Source organism: Pseudomonas sp. GZJR-8 (assembly GCF_002916705.1).
GTDB lineage: Bacteria > Pseudomonadota > Gammaproteobacteria > Pseudomonadales > Pseudomonadaceae > Aquipseudomonas > Aquipseudomonas synxantha_A.
Window position 1 is genome coordinate 409,858 of the sequence record NZ_JXSI01000004.1, and the last position, 22,820, is coordinate 432,677.

Here is a 22,820-nt window from a genome sequence, read left to right on the forward strand (position 1 = left end):
CACTATCTGGCGCTAATCGCGCATCTGTGGATCCAGGGCGTCAGACCCGGGGCCAAAGAAATACAAAAATTAGAAACGAGAGGAGCGGTACATGAAGAAGTCCACCTTGGCTGTGGCTGTAGCTTTGGGCGCAATCGCCCAGCAAGCAGGCGCCGCCGGTTTCATCGAAGACAGCAAGGCCACACTGGGCCTGCGTAACTTCTACATCAACACCGACAACCGTGAAGGTGCTGGTGCGAACAAGAACGAAGAGTGGGGCCAAGGCTTCGATCTGCGTTTCATCTCCGGTTACACCCAAGGCACCGTCGGCTTCGGTCTTGACGCTATCGGCCTGCTGGGTGTTCGCCTGGATTCCGGTGGCGGCACCAACGGCGCGACCGCCAGCTCGTATGGCGGCACCATCTTCCCGAGCAAGTCCAATGGCGAAGCCGTTGATAACTACTCCAGCCTGGGCCTGACCGCCAAAGCGAAGATCTCCCAGACCGAACTGAAGCTGGGTACCTTGCAGCCCAAGCTGCCGGTCATCGTCACCAACGATGGTCGTATGCTGCCGCAGACCTTCCAGGGTGGCCAGATCACCTCCAGCGACATCAAGGACCTGACCCTGGTTGCCGGCCAGATCGAAAAAGCCAAGGGCCGTAACTCCAGCAACAACGAAAGCCTGTCCATCTCCGGCGCCAACAGCCGCGGTGTGAACTGGCGTTCGAGCAACAAGTTCTACTACGCCGGTGGTGACTACAAGATCACCAAGGACCTGACCGCCCAGTACTACTACGGCAACCTGGAAGATTTCTACAAGCAACACTTCCTGGGCCTGACCCACAACTGGGCTATCGGCCCTGGCGTGCTGAAGTCTGATCTGCGTTACTTCAACAGCTCCGACGACGGTAACAACGGCAACCAGTCTGCCTACTTCTCCACAGGCAACTACGGTGGCGTCAACTCCGGTCGTGGCAAAGTCGACAACAACCTGTACAGCGGCCTGTTCCTGTACTCGGTTGCCGGCCACACCTTCGGTGGCGGTTACCAGGTCAGCAACGGCAGCAGCGACTTCCCTTGGTTGAACCAGGGTGACGGCTCGTCGGCTTACATCACCACCGACATGCAGATCCAGAAGTTCGCCCGTGCCGGCGAGCGCACTTGGCAAGCTCGCTACTCCTACGACTTCGCCAAGGTGGGCGTACCTGGCCTGACCGCTGGTGTGGTTTACCTGAAGGGTGATCATATCGACACCGTTGCCAGCAACCGTGCCGAGTTCACCGGCCAGTCCGAGTGGGAACGTGACATCACTGTTGCCTACGTCGTACCGGAAGGTCCGCTGAAAAACGTCGGCGTGGCGTGGAAAAACGCTATGTGGCGCAGCGACATCGCCAACGCACGTAACCAGGACGAAAACCGCCTGATCGTCAGCTACTCGATCCCGCTGTTGTAAGACTGTAAAGCCTTGCCCGGCGCAATGCCGGGCAAGGTGTACTGCTTTCAAGTCGGGCTCAACCCCCGCAAGCCCTTCCTGAAACCCTCTTTACTACAGCGACTCAAGGCCTTCTCGAACCTTGAAAACAATGTTGATCTTCGCCTGTGCCCAAGTCCAATGAACACATTTTTAATATTCCTTTATCGTCTAGATAAATCGATATTTATTCTTTTTAAATAAATCCAAATCCATGCACAGTGGGCTCCATAAGCACTCATCAGGAGCCACACCATGAGCCTAAGACTGGGCGACATCGCCCCCGACTTCGAACAGGATTCCAGCGCCGGCAAGATTCGCTTCCACGAATGGCTGGGCGACAGCTGGGGTGTGTTGTTTTCCCACCCGGCAGACTTCACCCCGGTGTGCACCACCGAGCTGGGCTTCACCGCCAAGCTCAAGGACGAATTCGCAAAACGTGGCGTCAAGGCCATCGCCCTGTCGGTAGACCCGGTGGACTCGCATCACAAGTGGATTGAAGACATCAATGAGACCCAGAACACCGTGGTCAACTTCCCGATCCTGGCCGACGCCGACCGCAAGGTCTCGGACCTCTACGACCTGATCCATCCCAACGCCAGTGACACCCTCACCGTGCGCTCTTTGTTCGTGATCGACCCGAACAAGAAGATCCGCCTGACTATCACCTACCCGGCCAGTACCGGGCGCAACTTCCATGAAATCCTGCGGGTGATCGACTCGCTGCAACTGACCGACAACCACAAGGTCGCCACGCCGGCCAACTGGCAGGATGGGGATGAGGTGGTGATCGTGCCGTCGCTCAAGGACGAGGAAGAGATCAAGAAGCGCTTTCCAAAGGGCTACCGCGCGGTGAAGCCGTACCTGCGCCTCACCCCACAACCCAATCGTTAAGGCGGATATCGCCATCGCGGGCAAGCCCGGCTCCCACAGTTGACCGCATTCCCCTGTGGGAGCCGGGCTTGCCCGCGATGGCGGCCTCATGAACAGCAAAGGCATCAAGTTGCAAACCGTCTCACACAGCAGGGGTTTTCAGGCCGTTTTCACGGCCTTTTTTTCGCCTGGCGATTGATAAACGGCTTATGTATTTATGGAATAAACAAATGAATAAATAAGATTTATAGATATATAAATCTACTGATATGGTCTGTTCCATCTTGGCGCCATCGCCGTACAGCGAACCGCCGACACTTGCTCAAGGAATTTCCTACATGCTGGTCGTAACACTTGGAGGCAGTCCCAGCCAGCGTTCGCGCTCCGGGGTGTTGCTGGATAAAACCCGTCAATGGCTGCAACAGCAGGGCGTAGAGGTGGTGAGTTACCAGATACGCGACTTCCCGGCTGAAGACTTGCTGCACGCACGGTTCGACAGCCCCAAGGTCATCGACCTGTTGCAACAGGTGGCCAATGCCGACGGCCTGGTGATCGCCACGCCGGTGTACAAGGCATCGTTCTCCGGTGCGCTGAAAACCGTGCTGGACCTGCTGCCCGAACGTGCCTTGGCCCATAAGGTGGTATTGCCGATGGCTACCGGCGGCAGCATCGCCCACATGCTGGCGGTGGACTACGCCCTGAAGCCGGTGCTGTCGGCTCTCAAAGCCCAGGAATTGCTCCACGGCATTTTCGCCGAAGACAGTCAGATCGCTTACGGCGAAGGCAGTTTTCAGGCGCAGTTGGTGCCAGTGCTTGAGAAACGTTTGCACGAAGCCCTGGAGCAGCTCTATAGCGCCATGGCGCGTCGCCCGAAACCGCTGGATCCGGACGTGTTGAATGAACGTTTGTTGAGTGCTCGCTGGAGCATCTGAGCCTTACCCCCGAATCGAGAAACACTCACCTTACTCAGCCGCCAACGGCCAAGCAGGTGCAGCCAAAACCCTAATCGCAACTGTGGAGAGAGCGCCATGCGCACTGTCATCTTGCGTCGTGGTCTGGTCGCACTGTTTGCTGCGGCTGTGTCCTTCGGCGCCATTGTTCAAGCCCAAGCCGCCGAGACCCTGCGGATCGGTTATCAGAAGTACGGCACCCTGGTGCTGCTCAAGGCCAAGGGCACGCTGGAAAAACGCCTGGCCGCCCAAGGCGTGCAGGTGCAGTGGACCGAGTTTCCCGGCGGCCCGCAGTTGCTTGAGGGCCTGAATGTCGGCTCCATCGACTTTGGCGTCACCGGTGAAACGCCACCGGTGTTTGCTCAGGCGGCCGGCGCCGACTTGCTTTACGTCGCCTACGAACCGCCTGCGCCTACCAGTGAAGCGATCCTGGTGCCCAAAGACTCACCGATCAAATCGGTCGCCGAGCTCAAAGGCAAAAAGGTTGTGCTCAACAAAGGCTCCAACGTGCATTACCTGCTGGTGCGAGCCCTGGAAGATGCCGGCCTCAACTACACCGACGTGAAAACCGTATTCCTGCCACCTGCCGATGCCCGTGCCGCCTTCGAGCGCGGCAGTGTGGATGCCTGGGTGATCTGGGACCCGTACCAGGCCGCCGCCGAGAAACAACTGCAAGCCCGTACCCTGCGTGACGGCACCGGCATTGCCGACAACCATCAGTTCTACCTGGCCACCAAACCCTACGCCGAGCAACACCCTGAAGTGATCAGGGCGCTGGTGGATGAAGTGCGCGCGGTGGGCGAGTGGTCCAAGGCCAACCCGCAGGAAGTCACCGAACAAGTCGCACCGCTGCTGGGCCTGCCCGCCGACATCACCCTGACCTCGGTGAAACGCCAGGGCTACGGTGCGCTGTTCCTGACCCCGGAAGTGGTCGCGGCCCAGCAGAAAATCGCCGACAGCTTCTACCAGCTCAAACTGATCCCCAAGCCCTTGAGCATCAAGGACGTGATCTGGACGCCACCCGCCGCGGTTGCCAAAGCGCCGTAATCCGATTCCTTCAGGAGACAACTCCATGAGCCTCAATATTTTCTGGTTCCTGCCTACCCACGGCGACGGCCATTACCTTGGCACCGCCGAAGGCGCCCGCGCCGTCGATCACGGTTATTTGCAACAAGTGGCCCAGGCCGCTGACCGCCTGGGTTTCGGCGGGGTGTTGATCCCTACCGGTCGCTCCTGCGAAGACTCGTGGCTGGTGGCTGCCTCGCTGATTCCAGTGACCCAGCGTTTGAAATTCCTGGTTGCTCTGCGCCCCGGGATCATTTCCCCGACGGTCGCCGCACGCCAGGCCGCCACCCTGGACCGGTTGTCCGGTGGTCGTGCGTTATTCAACCTGGTGACTGGCGGTGACCCGGAAGAGTTGGCTGGCGATGGCTTGTTCCTCAGCCACGAAGAACGCTATCAGGCATCGGTGGAGTTCACGCGCATCTGGCGCCGCGTGCTCGAAGGCGAAACCGTGGACTACGACGGCGAGCACATCAGCGTCAAAGGCGCCAAGCTGCTCTACCCACCGGTCCAGCAACCGCGCCCGCCGCTGTACTTCGGCGGTTCCTCCGAAGCGGCCCAGGACCTGGCAGCCGAGCAGGTGGAAATGGTCCTGACCTGGGGCGAGCCGCCGGCTGCTGTCGCGGAAAAAATCGCCCAGGTTCGCGCCAAGGCCGAGAAACTCGGGCGTACCCTGCGCTTCGGCATTCGCCTGCATGTGATTGTGCGCGAGACCAACGAAGAGGCCTGGAAAGCCGCCGACAAACTCATCTCCCATCTGGACGACGACACCATTGCCCGCGCCCAGGCGTCGCTGGCGCGTTTCGATTCGGTCGGTCAGCAACGCATGGCCGCTTTGCATGGCGGCAGCCGTGACAACCTGGAGGTCAGCCCCAACCTGTGGGCCGGCGTCGGCCTGGTGCGTGGCGGGGCAGGCACGGCGCTGGTCGGCGATGGCCCAACGGTTGCGGCGCGGGTCAAGGAATACGCGGACCTGGGTATCGACACCTTTATCTTCTCCGGTTATCCACACCTGGAAGAGTCGTATCGGGTCGCCGAACTGTTGTTTCCGCATCTGGATATCGAACGTCCCGAGTTGCCGAAAAGCGCCGGTTACGTCAGCCCGTTTGGCGAGATGGTCGCCAACGACATCCTTCCCAAAGCTGCGTCACAGAGTTGAGGCGCCGTTATGGACTTTGAAAAATTCAGCCATCGCGTGGCGCCCTGGGTGTTGCCGATCTTGTTGCTGGCGGTGTGGCAGTTGTCGGTGTCGGCGGGGTGGTTGTCGACGCGCATTTTGCCAGCGCCGAGTGCGGTGATCGAAGCCGGAGTCAACCTGGTGGTCAGCGGCGAAATCTGGACACACCTGGCCATCAGTGGCTGGCGTGCTGGCCTGGGCTTTGTGATCGGCGGCAGCATTGGTTTGGCCCTGGGCTTTATCACCGGGTTGTCGAAGTGGGGCGAGCGCTTGCTGGACAGCTCTGTGCAGATGATTCGTAACGTGCCGCACCTGGCGCTGATTCCACTGGTGATCCTGTGGTTCGGCATTGACGAGACCGCGAAGATTTTCCTGGTGGCACTCGGCACGTTGTTCCCGATCTACCTGAACACCTATCACGGTATCCGCAACGTCGACCCGGCGCTGGTGGAAATGTCGTGCAGCTATGGCCTGTCGGGGTTCAGCCTGTTCTGGCAAGTCATCCTGCCTGGCGCGCTGCCGTCGATCCTGGTGGGCGTGCGCTTTGCCCTGGGCTTTATGTGGCTGACGCTGATCGTGGCGGAAACCATCTCGGCCAGTTCCGGCATCGGTTACCTGGCGATGAATGCCCGTGAGTTCCTGCAAACCGATGTGGTGGTGCTGGCCATCGTGATGTACGCGATCCTCGGCAAACTCGCCGACCTGGCGGCGCGTGGCCTGGAACGGGTATGGCTGCGCTGGCACCCGGCGTATCAAGTCAAAGGAGGTGCGGCATGACAGCTCAACAACCCCCGCGCCTGCTCAAGGGCATTCCCCTGGCGGTGCGCAAGTTGCGCAAATCCTTCGGCACTCGCGAAGTGCTCAAGGACATCGACCTGCATATTCCGGCCGGTCAATTCGTGGCCGTGGTAGGTCGCAGCGGCTGCGGCAAGAGTACCTTGTTGCGCCTGTTGGCGGGGCTGGACAAGGCCAGTGGCGGCGAGCTGCTGGCCGGCTCCGCGCCGCTGCACGAGGCGATTGAAGACACACGATTGATGTTCCAGGAAGCACGTTTGCTGCCGTGGAAAAAGATCATCGACAACGTCGGCCTTGGCCTTACGGGCAACTGGCGCCCCAGGGCGCTGGAGGCCCTGGAAGCGGTGGGCCTGGCCGAGCGCGCCAATGAATGGCCGGCGGCCTTGTCCGGTGGCCAGAAGCAGCGTGTGGCATTGGCGCGCGCGTTGATTCACCAACCGCGGCTGTTGCTGCTCGATGAGCCGCTGGGCGCACTGGACGCCCTGACCCGCATCGAGATGCAGCAACTGATCGAGAACCTCTGGCGCAAGCACGGTTTCACTGTGTTGCTGGTGACCCACGATGTCAGCGAAGCCGTGGCGATTGCCGATCGGGTGATTCTGATCGAAGACGGCGAAATCGGTCTCGACCTCGCCGTCGACCTGCCACGCCCACGGGCCCGTGGTTCACATCGCCTGGCCGCGTTAGAGGCCGAGGTGCTCAACCGCGTGCTGTCGCTGCCCGGCTCACCGCCGGAACCCGAACCTGTTTCACCGCTGCCGACGCAATTGCGTTGGGCTCAATAACCCACACAGGAAAAACATCATGACTATTAAAGCCATCAACGTGCGTAACCAGTTCAAAGGCACCATCAAGGAAATCGTGGTCGGTGACGTACTGTCGGAAATCGATGTACAGACTGCGTCCGGCATCGTTACTTCGGTGATCACTACGCGTTCGGTCAAAGAGCTGGAGCTGGTGATTGGCAGTGAAGTGATTGCCTTTGTGAAATCGACTGAGGTGTCGATTGCCAAATTGTGATTCGCGTCGCTCTTGAGCTCGCTATCGCAGGCAAGCCAGCTCCCACATTTGAATGTATTCACAGATCAAAAATGTGGGAGCTGGCTTGCCTGCGATGAGGCCCGTTTGGACAAATATGCGGGTAAGTAGAGCCCCACATAGGCATCAAACACTCGCATTCCTTCCTCAGCCATACGCGGCGTAATCAGCCCATGCTGATGCACTGAGCGCGCATACACGCGGTCGCTCAGCTCCAGCGCCAGGGCAAATACATCTACGTCCTTGGGCAAGCTCGGCACTTCGAAGTGGCGGTTGAACACCTCCAGCATCAAGTCCCCCAGCTCCAGGTCATGCTGACGATCGGCCTGGGTCACCTCAGTCAACCCGTGCTGTGCCAGGATCAACTGACGTGCAGCCGCGTCCTGGTCGTAAACGTTGAGCATGCGCTGTTCAACGATGTAGGACAGGTCGCGCCAATGCTTGAGCGATTCATGCTCGATGGGCGCCTGGATGGCAGCGCGAAAGGCGGCGTGTACCTGGGCGGTCAACGCCTCCAGCAAAGCCGGCACGCTGGCGAAGAAGTGATACACCGACGACGGCGGAATCTGCGCACGTTCGGCCACGCTGTAGATCGACAAACCGGCCACGCCTTCGGCAGCCAGCAAGGCGCGGGCGGCGTCGAGGATCGCGTCGATCCGGGCCTGGCTGCGGGCGCGGGGTTTGCGAGGGGCGGCGGGGCGGGTGGTCATGGATGTCTCCTACAAGGCAGCGGGCATTGTATGAGCAGGGAGGTGTGTTGTCTTTCAAACCGCCATCGGGAGCAATTCGGTCTCCCGGAATAAGCCCATAAAAAAGCGCCACCGACCCTAAGCCTGTGGCGCTTCTTCAATGCCGCAACCGCTTACACGGTATGCAGGTACCAGTTGTACTCAAGGTCGGAGATGGAGTGTTCAAACTCTTCCAGCTCACTTTCCTTACAGGCAACAAAGATATCGATGTATTTAGGATCGATGTACTTGGCCATCACCTCGCTGTCGTCCAACTCGCGCAGGGCATCGCGCAGGTTGTTCGGCAGGCTTTGCTCGTTCTGCTCGTAGCTGTTGCCTTCCACCGGAGCGCCCGGTTCGATCTTGTTGGTCAGACCGTGGTGTACACCCGCCAGGACCGAAGCCATCAGCAGATAAGGGTTGGCATCGGCACCGGCCACGCGGTGTTCGATACGCACGGCATCGGAAGAGCCGGTGGGTACGCGAATCGCTACGGTGCGGTTGTCCAGGCCCCAGCACGGCGAGTTCGGCACATAGAACTGTGCGCCGAAACGACGGTAGGAGTTGACGTTGGGGCACAGGAACGCCATTTGGGCGGGCAGGGTCTCCAGCACACCGCCGATCGCGTGACGCAATGCGGCGTTCTGCTCGGGATCCTCGCTGGCAAAGATGTTCTTGCCGTCCTTGTCCAGAATGGAGATGTGTACGTGCAACCCGTTGCCTGCCTGCCCTGGGTAAGGCTTGGCCATGAAGGTGGTGTCCATCTCATGGTCGTAGGCGATGTTCTTGATCAGGCGCTTGAGCAGTACTGCGTAGTCGCAGGCCTTGATCGGGTCGGCCACGTGGTGCAGGTTCACTTCGAACTGCGCCGGGGCACTTTCCTTGACGATGGCATCGGCCGGAATGCCTTGCTCCTTGGCACCTTCCAGAATGTCCTGGAGGCAATCGACGTATTCGTCGAGGTCGTCGATCAGGTAGACCTGTGTCGAGTGCGGGCGTTTGCCGGAGATCGGCGAGCGGGGCGGTTGTGGGCGGCCGTTCACGTTCTCCTGGTCGATCAGGTAGAACTCAAGCTCGAAGGCGGCGCAGATGGTCAGACCGAGGTCGTCAAACTTGCTTACAACTTGGCGGAGCACTTCGCGCGGGTCGGCGAAGAAAGGTTCACCTTCAAGTTCGTGCATGGTCATCAGCAATTGCGCGGTAGGGCGCTTTTGCCAGGGTTCATTGCACAGGGTGTCGGGGATTGGATAACAGATTCGGTCAGCATCACCGATGTCCAGGCCCAGGCCGGTGCTTTCCACCGTCGAGCCATTGATATCCAGGGCAAATAAAGAGGCAGGCAGGTTAATGCCCTTCTCGTAAACCTTGTGGAGGCTGGTGCGTTCGATGCGCTTGCCGCGCACCACACCATTCATATCCGCAATTAGAAGGTCTACGTACAGAACCTCAGGATGATCCTTAAGGAACGCGTTCGCTTCGTTAAGCTGAACGGCACGCGGGGGTACCGACATGATGCAACACCTTTGTTGTTAAAAATATCAATCATTGATCTTTTCTGGTTTCAGTCAACCCGAACGGCTTGCCGAAGTCAAGCGAGGCATTTTTTGCCCTAAAAAAGCGCCATGAAGCCTTTTTTGGGGCTTTTTGGGGCGGTTTTTTGGGTTTAAAGGTCTTTGGACCTGCAGGCTTGAGCGGGCCGTGTTGTATTTTTTACGGGGGTGTTGTGTAAAAAAATGAACAAGGCTAAGCTCGATTCAAACCCATAACAGCAATAATACCGGGGTGCTTCATGTTTCACCTGCCGCCATTCGGCGTCTCTGCGTGCTTGCGCCACACATTGTGCGCAGTCCGTTCGTCCCGCGTGAATGCTCACGCACCGGCCAATATTCTTGACGGCCCGTCCGACCTCCTCTTTACCAACGCCTGCGCCACCCACCCGCCCATATTCGCCGTGCCGATCATGATTCTGCACAACTTTGGCGTGAGGAATGCAACCCTTGGGCAAATGGCAGGTAAGCTCCTACCCTGAATGAACAAACGACGCGGATGCTGCGTCAACCAACGCCTGGCTTTTAACGGATGCCAGGAAACCCAGCCCAGAGGCATTTATGAGTAACAACCTCGACCAGCTCACCGATTGGTTGAAAGACCACAAGATCACAGAAGTCGAATGCATGATTGGCGACCTCACCGGTATTACCCGGGGCAAGATCTCGCCGACCAACAAGTTCATCGCCGAAAAAGGCATGCGCCTGCCCGAAAGCGTTCTGTTGCAGACCGTGACCGGCGACTATGTCGAAGACGACATCTATTACGAATTGCTCGACCCGGCCGACATCGACATGATCTGCCGCCCCGACCAGAACGCGGTATTCCTGGTGCCCTGGGCCATCGAGCCCACTGCTCAGGTGATCCACGACACCTACGACAAGCAAGGCAACCCGATCGAGCTGTCGCCGCGCAACGTGCTCAAGAAAGTCCTCAAACTCTACTCCGACCGCGGCTGGCAGCCCATCGTGGCGCCGGAGATGGAGTTCTACCTGACCAAGCGTTGCGAAGACCCGGACTTTCCGCTGCAACCGCCGATTGGCCGTTCCGGGCGCCCGGAGACTGGCCGCCAGTCTTTCTCTATAGAAGCGGCCAACGAATTCGACCCGCTGTTCGAAGACGTCTACGACTGGTGCGAACTGCAGGAGCTGGACCTCGACACCCTGATCCACGAAGACGGCACCGCGCAGATGGAAATCAACTTCCGTCACGGCGATGCCCTGTCCCTGGCCGACCAGATCCTGGTGTTCAAGCGCACCATGCGTGAAGCCGCGCTCAAGCACGACGTGGCTGCCACCTTTATGGCCAAGCCGATGACCGGCGAGCCCGGCAGCGCGATGCACCTGCACCAGAGCATCATCGACATCGCCACCGGCAAGAACGTCTTCTCCAATGAAGACGGGACCATGAGCCAGCTGTTTCTCAACCACATTGGTGGCCTGCAGAAGTTCATCCCTGAATTGCTGCCGCTGTTCGCCCCGAACGTGAACTCGTTCCGCCGCTTCCTGCCCGACACCTCGGCGCCGGTGAACGTGGAGTGGGGCGAAGAGAACCGCACCGTCGGCCTGCGCGTTCCAGATGCCGGCCCACAGAACCGCCGCGTGGAGAACCGCCTGCCGGGCGCCGATGCCAACCCCTACCTGGCGATTGCCGCCAGCCTGCTGTGCGGCTACATCGGCATGGTCGAAGGCCACAACCCGAGCGCGCCAGTAGTCGGCCGTGGTTACGAGCGCCGCAATCTGCGTCTGCCGTTGACCATCGAAGATGCCCTTGAGCGTATGGAAAACAGCAAGACCATCGAGAAATACCTGGGGCAAAAGTTCATCACAGGCTACGTCGCGGTCAAGCGGGCCGAGCATGAAAACTTCAAGCGCGTGATCAGTTCGTGGGAGCGGGAATTCCTGCTCTTCGCCGTCTGATGCGCCGGGCGCGCCCTTCAAACGGCGCGCCCTTCACTGAAAAGTCTAGGAGATTGGTATGTCCAGCAACAACCCGCAAACCCGTGAATGGCAAGCCTTGAGCAATGATCACCACCTGGCGCCGTTCAGCGATTTCAAGCAATTGAAAGAGAAAGGCCCAAGGATCATCACCAAAGCCCACGGCGTTTACCTGTGGGACAGCGAAGGCAACAAGATCCTCGACGGCATGGCCGGCCTGTGGTGCGTGGCGATCGGCTATGGTCGCGACGAACTGGCTGACGCCGCCGCCAAACAGATGAAAGAGCTGCCGTACTACAACCTGTTCTTCCAGACCGCTCACCCGCCGGTGCTTGAACTGGCCAAAGTCATTTCCGAAGTCGCGCCCGCCGGCATGAACCATGTGTTCTTCACCGGCTCCGGCTCCGAAGGCAACGACACCATGTTGCGCATGGTCCGCCACTACTGGGCGATCAAGGGCCAGCCGAACAAGAAAACCATCATTGCCCGCAAGAACGGCTACCACGGTTCCACCGTGGCCGGCGCCAGCCTGGGTGGCATGACTTATATGCATGAGCAGGGCGACCTGCCTATCCCGGGCATCACCCACATCGCTCAACCCTACTGGTTTGGCGAAGGCGGCGACATGAGCCCTGAAGAATTCGGGATCTGGGCCGCCAACCAGCTGGAAGAGAAGATTTTGGAGTTGGGCGTGGACAACGTCGGCGCCTTTATCGCCGAGCCGATCCAGGGAGCTGGTGGTGTGATCGTGCCACCCGCCACCTACTGGCCGCGCATCAAGGAAATTCTCGCCAAGTACGACATCCTGTTTGTCGCCGACGAAGTGATCTGCGGTTTCGGCCGTACCGGTGAGTGGTTCGGTAGCGATTTCTACGACCTCAAGCCACACATGATGACCATCGCCAAGGGCCTGACCTCAGGCTACGTGCCCATGGGCGGCCTGATCGTGCGCGACGAAGTGGTGGCGGTGCTCAACGAAGGGGGCGATTTCAACCACGGTTTTACCTACTCCGGCCACCCGGTCGCAGCGGCCGTGGCCCTGGAAAACATCCGTATCCTGCGCGATGAAAAAATCGTCAGCCGTGTACACGACGAAACGGCACCGTATTTGCAGAAACGTCTGAGGGAGCTGGCTGACCACCCGCTGGTGGGCGAAGTGCGCGGCGTGGGTATGCTCGGTGCGATCGAGCTGGTGCAGGACAAGGCCACGCGCAAGCGTCATGAAGGCAAGGGCGCCGGCATGATCTGCCGAACCTTCTGCTTCGAGAATGGCCTGATCATGCGCGCCGTGGGCGACACCATGATCATTTCGCCGCCGCTGGTGATCAGCCAGGCAGAAATCGACGAGCTGGTGACCAAGGCCCGTCATTGCCTGGACCTGACGTTGGCGGCATTGCAGGGCTGAGTAGATAAATGCGGGGGCCGGTTGAAAGCGGGCCCCTGAACTTGCCAGACTGTCGTCCTGTTTTGTTGCCCTTTGGCTGGGCCCGAAACATAAACAATGTGCGGCCCAAAAAAGAAAAATCGGAGCATCACCCAATGAAGGCATTAGGTTTGAAAAACGCTGGCAAGACCCTCCTCGCCTTGTCCCTGATGGGCGCAATGGCGGGCGCGGCCCAGGCAGACAATAAAGTGCTGCACGTGTACAACTGGTCTGACTACATTGCACCGGACACCATCGCCAACTTTGAAAAAGAGTCGGGCATCAAGGTGGTGTACGACGTGTTCGACAGCAACGAGACCCTGGAAGCCAAGTTGCTGGCAGGCAAGTCCGGCTACGACATCGTCGTGCCGTCGAACAACTTCCTGGCCAAGCAGATCAAGGCCGGCGTGTACCAGGAGCTGGACACGTCCAAGCTGCCTAACTACAGCAACCTGAACAAATCCCTGCTCAAGGCCGTGTCGGTCAGCGACCCGGACAACAAGCACGCGTTCCCGTACATGTGGGGTTCGATCGGCATCGGCTACAACCCGGAGAAGGTCAAGGCCGCGCTGGGCGTGGACAAGATCGATTCGTGGGATGTGCTGATGAAGCCGGAAAACATCGCCAAGCTGAAAAGCTGCGGCGTGAGCTTCCTCGACTCGCCAACCGAAATGCTGCCAATCGCGCTGCATTACCTGGGCCTGCCGACCGACAGCCAGAAGAAAGCCGATCTCAAGCAGGCTGAAGACCTGTTCTTGAAGATCCGTCCTTCGATCGGTTACTTCCACTCGTCCAAGTACATTTCCGACCTCGCCAACGGCAACATCTGCGTGGCCGTGGGTTACTCGGGTGACATCCAGCAAGCCAAGTCCCGGGCGGCTGAAGCCGGTGGCAAAGTCAAAGTCGCCTACGACATTCCGAAAGAAGGCGCCGGCAGCTTCTTCGACATGGTCGCTATCCCCAAGGATGCCGAAAACGTCGAGGCCGCCTACACCTTCATGAACTACCTGCTCAAGCCGGAAGTGATGGCGAGCATCACCAACAGCGTGCGCTTCCCGAACGGTAACGAGAAGGCCACCGCACTGGTAGACAAAGACATCACCAGCGACCCGGGCATCTACCCGTCGGCGGACGTGCAGGCCAAGCTCTACGCGATTGCCGACTTGCCGGCCGCGACCCAGCGTGAAATGACCCGTAGCTGGACCAAGATCAAGTCGGGCAAGTAAGCCCTGGCAGCTGTGGGAGGGGGGTAAGCCCCTCTCCCACAAATTAGATCAAAGAAAGTTTTGCCGGATCGGTTTATCGAGGGTAAGTTGCGCGCCGGTTTTGTTGCCGGGCAACAACTTTGGGCCCAACTATTTAAGAGGACCTCCACTTGCCAATTTCTTTATTTCGCAAAGCCTTGCTGGTGGGTGCAGGTATCACGCTGGCTGTCAGCGTGCAGGCCGCATCGACGGTGCATGTTTATAACTGGTCGGACTACATCGGCCCCGACACCCTGGCCAACTTTGAAAAGGCCACCGGCATCAAGCCCGTGTATGACGTGTTTGATTCCAACGAAACCCTGGAAGGCAAGTTGCTCGCCGGGCGTACCGGCTATGACGTGGTCGTGCCGTCCAACCATTTCCTCGGCAAGCAGATCAAGGCCGGGGCGTTCCAGAAGCTCGACAAGTCACTGCTGACAAACTACGCCAACCTCGACCCGGCCCTGCTCAAGCGCTTGGAAAAGAACGACCCGGGCAACCAGTACGCGGTGCCGTACCTGTGGGGCACCAACGGCATTGGCTACAACGTCGATAAGGTCAAGGAAGTGCTGGGCGTCGACCATATCGATTCCTGGGCGGTGTTGTTCGAACCGGAAAACATGAAGAAGCTCGCCACCTGCGGTGTGTCGTTCATGGATTCGGCCGATGAAATGCTGCCGGCAGTGCTCAACTACATGGGCCTGGACCCTAACAGCACCAACCCGGCCGACTACAAGAAGGCCGAAGAGAAGCTGCTCAAAGTGCGGCCCTACGTGACTTACTTCCACTCCTCCAAATACATCTCGGACCTGGCCAACGGCAACATCTGCGTGGCTGCCGGTTTCTCCGGTGATGTGTTCCAGGCCAAGGCCCGCGCGGCCGAGGCGGGCAAGGGCGTGAACATCGCCTACGCAATTCCCAAGGAAGGCGGCAACCTCTGGTTTGACGTACTGGCGATCCCCAAGGATGCGAGCAACGTTAAAGAGGCTCATGCCTTCATCAACTATTTGCTGCAACCTGAGGTGATCGCCCAGGTCAGTGATTACGTCGGTTACGCCAACCCTAACCCCGGGGCGGACAAGCTGATGGAACAATCGATACGCACCGACGCAGCGGTTTACCCACCGCAGGCGGTTCTCGAGCGGACATTCGTCAACTTCGAGCTACCCCCGAAAGTGCAGCGTTTAATGACCCGTAGCTGGACCAAGGTCAAGACGGGCAAGTAAGGCTCAAACTATCCAAGGCTGGCCCGTATTGGGCGAGCTGCACTCTTTTTTTGGGAGTTTCGTAAATGGCAGTTGCCTCCGGCGCCTATAAGAAAGCCCTCGAGGGCGACCAGACACCGAAAAAGGTGCTGGTCAAAATCGACCGGGTCACGAAGAAGTTCGACGAGACGATTGCGGTGGACGATGTGTCCCTGGAAATCAAGAAAGGCGAGATCTTCGCCTTGCTCGGCGGTTCGGGTTCAGGCAAGTCCACCTTGCTGCGTATGCTCGCAGGTTTCGAGCGCCCAACCGAAGGCCGCATCTACCTGGACGGCGTGGACATTACCGACATGCCGCCCTACGAGCGGCCGATCAACATGATGTTCCAGTCCTATGCGCTGTTCCCGCACATGACCGTGGCGCAGAACATCGCGTTCGGCCTGCAGCAGGACAAGATCCCCAAGGCCGAAGTCGACGCCCGCGTGGCCGAGATGCTCAAGCTGGTGCAGATGAGCCAATACGCCAAGCGCAAGCCGCACCAACTGTCCGGCGGCCAGCGCCAGCGTGTAGCCCTGGCCCGTTCCCTGGCCAAGCGCCCCAAACTCTTGCTGCTCGATGAGCCAATGGGCGCCCTGGACAAGAAGCTGCGCTCGCAGATGCAGCTTGAGCTTGTAGAGATCATCGAGCGCGTCGGCGTGACGTGCGTGATGGTGACCCACGACCAGGAAGAGGCCATGACCATGGCCGAGCGTATTGCGATCATGCACCTGGGCTGGATCGCCCAGATCGGCAGCCCGATCGACATCTACGAAACCCCTACCAGCCGCCTGGTGTGCGAGTTCATCGGCAACGTGAACATCTTCGACACCCAGGTGGTGGACGACGCCGAAGGCCATGCGGTGCTCAAGTGCCCGGACCTGGATCGCGACATCTACGTGGGCTACGGCATCGCTACTTCGGTGGAAGACAAGTCGGTGACCTACGCGATTCGCCCGGAAAAACTGCTGGTCACCACCGAAATGCCGACCTGCGAGCACAACTGGTCCAGCGGCAAGGTGCACGATATCGCCTACCTGGGCGGTCACTCGGTGTTCTATGTGGAGCTGCCGAGTGGCAAGCTGGTGCAGTCCTTCGTCGCCAACGCCGAACGCCGTGGCCAGCGCCCAACCTGGGGTGATCAGGTTTACGTGTGGTGGGAAGACGACAGCGGCGTGGTACTTCGCTCATGAACATGAAGAAATTCAAGCGGCGCTTGGATCGCATAATCCCCAATGGCAAGCAGGTGGTCATCGGGATTCCATTCCTCTGGCTGTTTCTGTTTTTCGCACTGCCGTTTTTCATCGTATTGAAAATCAGCTTTGCCGAAGCCGATGTGGCGATCCCGCCCTATACCGAGATCTACACCTACGTTGAGCAAAAGCTGCAAGTGGTGCTGAACCTGGCCAACTACAGCCTGTTGGCGGGCGACGAGTTGTACATCGCCGCCTACCTGGGCTCGTTGAAGATGGCGTTCTTCAGCACGCTGCTGTGCCTGCTGATCGGCTACCCGATGGCCTACGCCATAGCCACCGCGCGCAAAGAGATGCAGACCGTGCTGGTGCTGCTGATCATGATGCCGACCTGGACCGCGATCCTGATCCGCGTGTATGCGTGGATGGGCATCCTCAGCAACAACGGTTTGCTCAACGGCTTCCTGATGTCCATGGGGCTGATCAGTGAACCGTTGCAGATCCTCAACACCAACATCGCGGTGTATATCGGCGTGGTCTACTCGTACCTGCCGTTCATGATCCTGCCGCTGTACGCAAATCTGGTCAAACACGACCAGAGCCTGCTCGAAGCTGCCTCCGACCTCGGTTCGAGCACCTTCAACAGCTTCTGGAAAATCACCGTGCCGCTGTCCAAGAACGGCATCATCGCCGGCTGCATGTTGGTGTTTATCCCTGTGGTGGGCGAGTTCGTGATCCCTGAACTGCTCGGCGGCCCGGAAACCCTGATGATCGGTAAAGTGTTGTGGCAGGAATTCTTCAACAACCGTGACTGGCCGGTGGCTTCTGCCTTGGCCGTGGTGATGCTGGCGATCCTGATCGTGCCGATCATTCTGTTCAACCGCAGCCAGGCCAAAGAGCTGGAGGGCAAGATATGAAGCGCTTTCGTTTCTCCAGCTTCATGCTGGTCGCAGGCTTGTTGTTTATCTACCTGCCGATGTTGATCCTGGTGATCTACTCGTTCAACGAATCCAAGCTGGTGACGGTGTGGGGCGGTTGGTCGATCAAGTGGTACGTGGGCCTGCTGGACAACACCCAGTTGATGGGCTCGGTGGCCCGTTCCCTGGAAATCGCCTGCTACACGGCGGTGGCCGCGGTGGCGCTGGGCACGTTGGCGGCATTTGTGCTCACGCGTATCAGCCAGTTCAAGGGCCGTACGCTGTTCGGCGGCCTGGTGACGGCGCCGTTGGTCATGCCTGAAGTGATCACCGGCCTGTCGCTGTTGCTGCTGTTCGTGGCCATGGCGCAGATGATCGGCTGGCCCCAGGAACGTGGCATCGTCACCATCTGGATCGCGCACACGACGTTCTGTGCGGCGTATGTGGCGGTGGTGGTGTCGGCGCGCTTGCGTGAGCTGGATTTGTCGATCGAAGAAGCCGCGATGGATTTGGGCGCGCGGCCGTGGAAGGTGTTCTTCCTGATCACCATCCCGATGATCGCGCCGTCGCTGGCGGCGGGCGGCATGATGTCGTTTGCGCTGTCCCTGGATGACCTGGTACTGGCCAGCTTTGTATCGGGCCCGGGTTCCACCACCTTGCCGATGGAAGTGTTCTCGGCGGTGCGCCTTGGGGTTAAACCCGAGATCAACGCGGTGGCGAGCCTGATCCTGTTGGCGGTGTCGTTGGTGACCTTCCTGGTGTGGTTCTTCAGCCGTCGGGCCGAAGAGCATCGCAAGAAGGCCATCCAGCAAGCCATCGAAGAAGCCGCGGCTGACGGCTGGCAACAGCCGGACAAGCGCCGCGCTCCAGCCCCGATCTAAAGCTGGGTGAGGTCCAAATGTGGGAGGGGGCTTGCTCCCGATAGCGGTGTATCAGTATCAGATTTGCTGACTGACACACCGCCATCGGGGGCAAGCCCCCTCCCACATTTGATCGCATTTCAACTCAGCTACGCCAACCACGGCGACGTGCGAATCACCTCGACAAAATTCATCGGCCTGAACCCCGGCTCCTGATCCACCAGCACATCCGTCTTCACGTTGCCAAACGTGGTCTGCGGGCGATGGCGCAAGCCGTCGGCAAACGCGCAGATGATGCACTCCTTGAACCCTTCACCGCGTGGATGCGCATGCACCACCGCTTCGCGCTGCACCGTGGAAAATGCGGCGTAGTCCATGCCCAGCACGTCCATCTCCACCCCGGCGGTCACCAGCGCCACGGTGGGGCGCAGGTGTTGCGGCACACCCGGTGTGGTGTGCAGGGCGATGGACAACCACACTTGTTCGATATCGTCATCGCTCAGCCCGTAAGGCTTGAGGAACGCGGCGGCGGCATTGGCACCGTCCACTTCGAAACGCTGGTCGTCACTGCGATGACCTTCCACCAGGCCCAGGTCGTGGAACATTGCGCCGACATACAGCAGCTCCGGGTTGTAGGCCAGTTGCTTGCGCTCTCCGCTCAAGGCGCCGAACAGAAATACCCGGCGCGAGTGGTGGTACAGCAGGTCGGATTCGATGTCGCGGATGTATTCAGTGGTGGCTTTGGCCAAGGCGCTGTCGGGGATTTTGATGCCGGCGATGGTGGTGTTCATGGTGGTGCTCCTCTGGAAAGCATCCAGTCTGTTCGCGCTTGGGCGACGCAGCTATCGAGACGAGGGCGCGTTTTCGGCCAATGTGCTGCCACATCGCGCCAAGGCTGCGCGCGATCTAATGTGGGAGTTGGCTTGCCTGCGATAGCATCACCTCGGTATACCTGATGAGCCCAGGTGTCTGCATCGCAGGCAAGCCAGCTCCCACAGGGTTTTGCGTCAGCCCAGAGATAAAGGTCTCCCATGCACAAAACCGTCGCGATCCTGATCTTCCCCGGCGTCCAGTCACTGGACGTGACCGGGCCCATGGATGTGTTCTGCGAGGCCAACCGCTTCCTGGCGCCTGACGATCACTACCGCCTGGAGGTGATCGGTTTCGGCCACGGCACTCTGGCTGCCTCCAATGGCCTGTCATTGCAGGCGCACAAGCACTACAGCGAAGCCCGGCAGCCCTACGACCTGTTGCTGGTAGCGGGCGGCCCGCAACTGCCTTTCGAAGATTTCGGCCCTCAGTTTGATGAGTGGCTGCGCGGTGCCGCTGCCAGGGCACAGCGCTTCGGCTCGATCTGCAACGGCGCCTTCATGCTGGCCCGCGCCGGTCTGCTGGACGGTAAAACTGTCACTACCCACTGGAATGACGCCGCCAGCCTGGCGCGCCTGTGCCCTTCTGCCCAGGTCGAGGCCGACCGTCTCTATGTGCAGGACGGTAACCTCTACACCTCGGCCGGGGTCACGGCGGGTATCGATCTTTCGCTGTACCTGCTGGCCCAGGATCACGGCCCGGAAGTGGCGCTGAGCGTGGCCAAGCGCCTGGTGGTGTTCACCCAACGCTCGGGCGGGCAATCGCAGTTCAGCCCGTTTCTCACTCCCCATGCCGAGGCCACTTCGGCGGTGGCGCTGGTGCAGTTGTACGTGCTGGCCAACCTGACCGGGGATTTGACCATTGCCGATTTGGCCAGGGCGGCCAATATGAGTGCGCGCAATTTCTCCCGGGTGTTCGCCCGTGAAGCGCGGATCACGCCGGCGGAATTTGTCGAGAGAGCGCGGGTGGATGCGGCGCGGGTGATGCTCGAAAGCAGCCCGGCGCCACTCAAGACGGTGGCCTATCAATGCGGATTTCGCGACGCCCAGCACATGCGCAGCGTGTTCAATCGCCGCCTGGGCGTCACGCCGCAACAGTTCAGGCTTAACTTTGCGGCGCCGGTGTAGCGATAAACAGCTATCTGGCAGGCAACAGTTTCAGGGTGCCTCGGGTATTGGCCGTCACTTCCTCATCACTGAAATGCGCCTGCTCATACCCGCCTTCGATATAGCTTTGCGCCTGATCACCATAGTGAGCATCAAACGGTACGCCGCTTTGTCCCACTGGGTTGATGGTCAGTGCGTGGGCAGGGTCGGCGAAGTCGATCAGGCGCCGTGTCGAAGGCCCATAGGTCACCGGCCATGGCGCCGGGCCGATCGCGGCGGTCTGGTTATTCGGCACTTCGTGGCTGCCCGGTGCGGCGAACGGGCCGACGTTGAAGAGCTTATCCAGCGGTTTCTGCATGCCCAGCGGATGACCATGGGTCAAGGTGTGCGCCTTGCCCCACTGCCACTGCGCCGGGTCGTCGCCGAAGGTCGTCTTGAGGTGGGCCAGGCTGTTGTCCCAGGCGAGCTTGACGATATCCGCGCGCTTGCCCTCCCACCAGGGTGAGTCCGCCGAGGCTGCCAGGCGTGGCAACGCCGCGTCGATCACACGGGTGGTGATCAGGGTCTTGAACAGTGCATCGCCCAGCTTCGGGTGGAAGGTCGCGTCGGCAAGGTTGAACAGGAACTGGTTGAACAGCGTGGCACTGGTGGAGTCCAGCGGGTAGTCGCCTTTCCAGCTTGCGAGCTGTTCCACCAGCTTGAGCTGAGCCGGGTCCTTGATCCCTTCGCGCAGCACCGGCAGCAGCGGTGCGAGCAGGCGTGGGCCGTAGGCGGTGGTGGTGCCCAGTTGCAAAGCCTGGCTGTTGCTTACATCCCACTTCACGCTGTTGTCGCTCAACTGCGCGTTCAACTGCTGGCCACGGTCCGCGAGGTTGTAGTAGCCCGGGATCTCCATGCCGGTGGGCGATACCGGTTGGGCGTTGGCGGAGACCACATAGCCACGTGCCGGGTTCTCTTCCTGGGGGTTGGCGCTGAACGGGTAGAAGCCCAACTTGTCGGCCTGGGCGGTGCTGCCATCGAGGATGAACGCCGGGTTGACGCCGGCCGGGCGGATCGGCAACTGCGCTGCCGCCCACCAGCCGATATCGCCCTTGGCATTGGCCCATATGATGTTCAGGCCCGGTGCCGACACCTTGGCGGCCGCGGCACGTGCCTTGGCCAGGGTATCGGCGCGGTTGAGTTGGTAGAAGCCGTCGAGGATCGGGTTTTCGGTGTCCAGGAACGCCCACCACATGGCAATTGGCGTGCTGCCCGCGTTCTCGCCGAGCACGTCATTGATGATCGGGCCGTGGGGCGAACGGCGCAGCGTGAGGGTCACCGGCGCCTGGCCCTTGACCTGGATCTGTTGCTCGCTGCTGGTCATGTCGACCCATTGGCCGTGATACCAGACCTGGTTGGGGTTGTCCGGGTTGACCTTCTCGGCGACCAGATCAAGGTCGTCGTTCTGGAACATGGTCAGGCTCCAGCCGAAGTCCAGGTTGTGCCCCAGGAACGCCACCGGCACCAGCGCGTTGTGATAGCCGTACAGCTCAAAGCCTGGCGCCGACAGCTGCGCCTCGTACCACACCGATGGCACCGAGAAGCGAATATGCGGATCACCCGCCAGCAACGGCTTGCCGCTTTTGGTATGGCTGCCGCTGACGGCCCAGGCGTTGCTGCCCTCGAACTGCGGCAGGCCGTTGTCGGCCAGGGCCTGCTCACTCAGGGCGGCGATGGCGCCGAGGGTTTGCCAGTCACTGGCCGCCAGGTTGAGCGCACCCTTGGGTTGCCAGTCGAGATCGAACACTTTCAGGTAGTCGCTGCCCAGATGGTCACGTACGTAAGTCAGCACCGGCTCGGTACGAAAGGCGGCGGCAAAGCTGTAAGCCATGTACCCGGCGACGCTGATGCTGTCCTCGACGGTAAAGCGGCGCTTGGGGATGCCCAGCACGTCGAACTCCATGGGGCTGGCGTGGCTGTCCTGATATTGGTTGATCCCGTCCAGATAGGCTTGCAGGGCTTTGGACGACGCTGAGTCGGGGTCCATGTGCTCTGCGTAGCTCAAGGCGCGCTCACGAATGCGCAGGCTGCGAAACAGCTTGTCGGTCTCAAGCAGTTTGGGCCCCAGCACTTCGGCCAGTTCGCCACGGGCCAGGCGCCGCATGACCTCCATCTGGAACAGCCGGTCCTGGGCATGCACATAGCCCAGGGCGCGGTACAGGTCAGCCTCGTTCTCGGCACGGATATGCGGTACGCCACGGTCGTCGTAGCGCACCGTGACCGAGCTTTGCAGGTGGGCCAGGGTCGCTGTGCCCTGACGCGTGGGCTGCTTGCTGTAGACATACCAACCGGCGCCGAGGGCGACCAGCGCAATCAGCACCGCGAAAATCTGCAAGACGCGCTTCATGAACATTCCTTACCAGAGTGGA

General features: G+C 60.0%; 20 protein-coding genes. 16 read left to right on the forward strand and 4 right to left on the reverse strand.

From position 1 onward, the window contains the following. Positions 1–91: 91 nt before the first annotated feature. The 8 genes from TK42_RS10960 to TK42_RS10995 all read left to right on the forward strand — a co-directional run bounded on the left by TK42_RS10960 (position 92) and on the right by TK42_RS10995 (position 7,327). Positions 92–1,432: an OprD family porin gene (locus tag TK42_RS10960; RefSeq protein WP_032878849.1), complete on the forward strand. Its 1,341-nt coding sequence runs from the start codon at positions 92–94 to the stop codon at positions 1,430–1,432. Between the two features lie 273 nt (positions 1,433–1,705). Beyond that, positions 1,706–2,344, forward strand: a complete 639-nt coding sequence (locus TK42_RS10965) for a peroxiredoxin (protein WP_003195267.1) — start codon at positions 1,706–1,708, stop codon at positions 2,342–2,344. Positions 2,345–2,661: 317 nt separating this feature from the next. Next, a complete protein-coding gene (gene ssuE, locus TK42_RS10970; RefSeq protein WP_103734198.1) occupies positions 2,662–3,255 on the forward strand; it encodes an NADPH-dependent FMN reductase in 594 nt (197 codons plus the stop codon). A gap of 96 nt (positions 3,256–3,351) precedes the next feature. Then, positions 3,352–4,320, forward strand: a complete 969-nt coding sequence (locus TK42_RS10975; RefSeq protein ID WP_103734199.1) for a sulfonate ABC transporter substrate-binding protein — start codon at positions 3,352–3,354, stop codon at positions 4,318–4,320. 25 nt (positions 4,321–4,345) lie between these two features. After that, positions 4,346–5,494: an FMNH2-dependent alkanesulfonate monooxygenase gene (gene ssuD, locus TK42_RS10980; RefSeq protein ID WP_005792361.1), complete on the forward strand. Its 1,149-nt coding sequence runs from the start codon at positions 4,346–4,348 to the stop codon at positions 5,492–5,494. A gap of 9 nt (positions 5,495–5,503) precedes the next feature. Next, complete coding sequence (ssuC, locus tag TK42_RS10985) at positions 5,504–6,289, forward strand: aliphatic sulfonate ABC transporter permease SsuC (RefSeq protein WP_103734200.1); 786 nt, start codon at positions 5,504–5,506, stop codon at positions 6,287–6,289. Further along, positions 6,286–7,092, forward strand: a complete 807-nt coding sequence (gene ssuB, locus TK42_RS10990) for an aliphatic sulfonates ABC transporter ATP-binding protein (protein WP_005792359.1) — start codon at positions 6,286–6,288, stop codon at positions 7,090–7,092. The genes ssuC and ssuB overlap by 4 nt, the downstream gene beginning before the upstream one ends. A gap of 19 nt (positions 7,093–7,111) precedes the next feature. After that, entirely contained in the window at positions 7,112–7,327 is a 216-nt protein-coding gene (locus TK42_RS10995; RefSeq protein ID WP_003176783.1) for a molybdopterin-binding protein, read from the forward strand. A 65-nt stretch (positions 7,328–7,392) separates the two neighbouring features. Here the strand turns inward: TK42_RS10995 and TK42_RS11000 are convergent, their stop codons facing one another. Together TK42_RS11000 and TK42_RS11005 are read right to left on the reverse strand one after the other, a co-directional pair. Beyond that, positions 7,393–8,055 (reverse strand): TetR/AcrR family transcriptional regulator, encoded by a 663-nt coding sequence (locus TK42_RS11000; RefSeq protein ID WP_103734201.1) that lies wholly within the window; start codon positions 8,053–8,055, stop codon positions 7,393–7,395. 152 nt (positions 8,056–8,207) lie between these two features. Continuing rightward, positions 8,208–9,584: a glutamine synthetase family protein gene (locus TK42_RS11005; RefSeq protein WP_003213894.1), complete on the reverse strand. Its 1,377-nt coding sequence runs from the start codon at positions 9,582–9,584 to the stop codon at positions 8,208–8,210. A 597-nt stretch (positions 9,585–10,181) separates the two neighbouring features. Between TK42_RS11005 and TK42_RS11015 the strand changes: the two genes are divergently transcribed. The 7 genes from TK42_RS11015 to TK42_RS11045 all read left to right on the forward strand — a co-directional run bounded on the left by TK42_RS11015 (position 10,182) and on the right by TK42_RS11045 (position 18,457). Further along, positions 10,182–11,540 carry a glutamine synthetase family protein gene (locus TK42_RS11015; protein ID WP_003195249.1) on the forward strand — a complete coding sequence of 453 codons (1,359 nt, stop codon included), beginning with the start codon at positions 10,182–10,184 and terminating at the stop codon, positions 11,538–11,540. Positions 11,541–11,598: 58 nt separating this feature from the next. Next, a complete protein-coding gene (locus tag TK42_RS11020; RefSeq protein WP_103734202.1) occupies positions 11,599–12,963 on the forward strand; it encodes an aspartate aminotransferase family protein in 1,365 nt (454 codons plus the stop codon). A 149-nt stretch (positions 12,964–13,112) separates the two neighbouring features. After that, the gene (locus TK42_RS11025) at positions 13,113–14,207 is read left to right on the forward strand and encodes a polyamine ABC transporter substrate-binding protein (RefSeq protein WP_032803992.1); all 1,095 of its coding nucleotides are present in this window, start codon (positions 13,113–13,115) and stop codon (positions 14,205–14,207) included. Positions 14,208–14,356: 149 nt separating this feature from the next. Then, positions 14,357–15,451 (forward strand): polyamine ABC transporter substrate-binding protein, encoded by a 1,095-nt coding sequence (locus TK42_RS11030; RefSeq protein ID WP_005792355.1) that lies wholly within the window; start codon positions 14,357–14,359, stop codon positions 15,449–15,451. A 65-nt stretch (positions 15,452–15,516) separates the two neighbouring features. Further along, complete coding sequence (locus TK42_RS11035; protein WP_003195240.1) at positions 15,517–16,659, forward strand: ABC transporter ATP-binding protein; 1,143 nt, start codon at positions 15,517–15,519, stop codon at positions 16,657–16,659. Then, positions 16,656–17,576, forward strand: coding sequence for an ABC transporter permease subunit (locus TK42_RS11040; protein WP_005792353.1), 921 nt, complete (start codon positions 16,656–16,658; stop codon positions 17,574–17,576). Before TK42_RS11035 ends, TK42_RS11040 begins: the two co-directional genes overlap by 4 nt. Beyond that, positions 17,573–18,457, forward strand: a complete 885-nt coding sequence (locus TK42_RS11045) for an ABC transporter permease subunit (protein WP_078822585.1) — start codon at positions 17,573–17,575, stop codon at positions 18,455–18,457. The genes TK42_RS11040 and TK42_RS11045 overlap by 4 nt, the downstream gene beginning before the upstream one ends. Before the next feature lie 128 nt (positions 18,458–18,585). Here TK42_RS11045 and TK42_RS11050 read toward each other — a convergent pair whose 3' ends face one another. Then, positions 18,586–19,227 (reverse strand): HD domain-containing protein, encoded by a 642-nt coding sequence (locus tag TK42_RS11050; RefSeq protein ID WP_032878860.1) that lies wholly within the window; start codon positions 19,225–19,227, stop codon positions 18,586–18,588. Between the two features lie 240 nt (positions 19,228–19,467). On the opposite strand from TK42_RS11050, the gene TK42_RS11060 reads away from it, so the two are divergent. Continuing rightward, the gene (locus TK42_RS11060) at positions 19,468–20,433 is read left to right on the forward strand and encodes a GlxA family transcriptional regulator (protein ID WP_103734203.1); all 966 of its coding nucleotides are present in this window, start codon (positions 19,468–19,470) and stop codon (positions 20,431–20,433) included. 10 nt (positions 20,434–20,443) lie between these two features. Here the strand turns inward: TK42_RS11060 and TK42_RS11065 are convergent, their stop codons facing one another. Continuing rightward, positions 20,444–22,798 (reverse strand): penicillin acylase family protein, encoded by a 2,355-nt coding sequence (locus TK42_RS11065; protein ID WP_103734204.1) that lies wholly within the window; start codon positions 22,796–22,798, stop codon positions 20,444–20,446. Positions 22,799–22,820 lie beyond the last annotated feature (22 nt).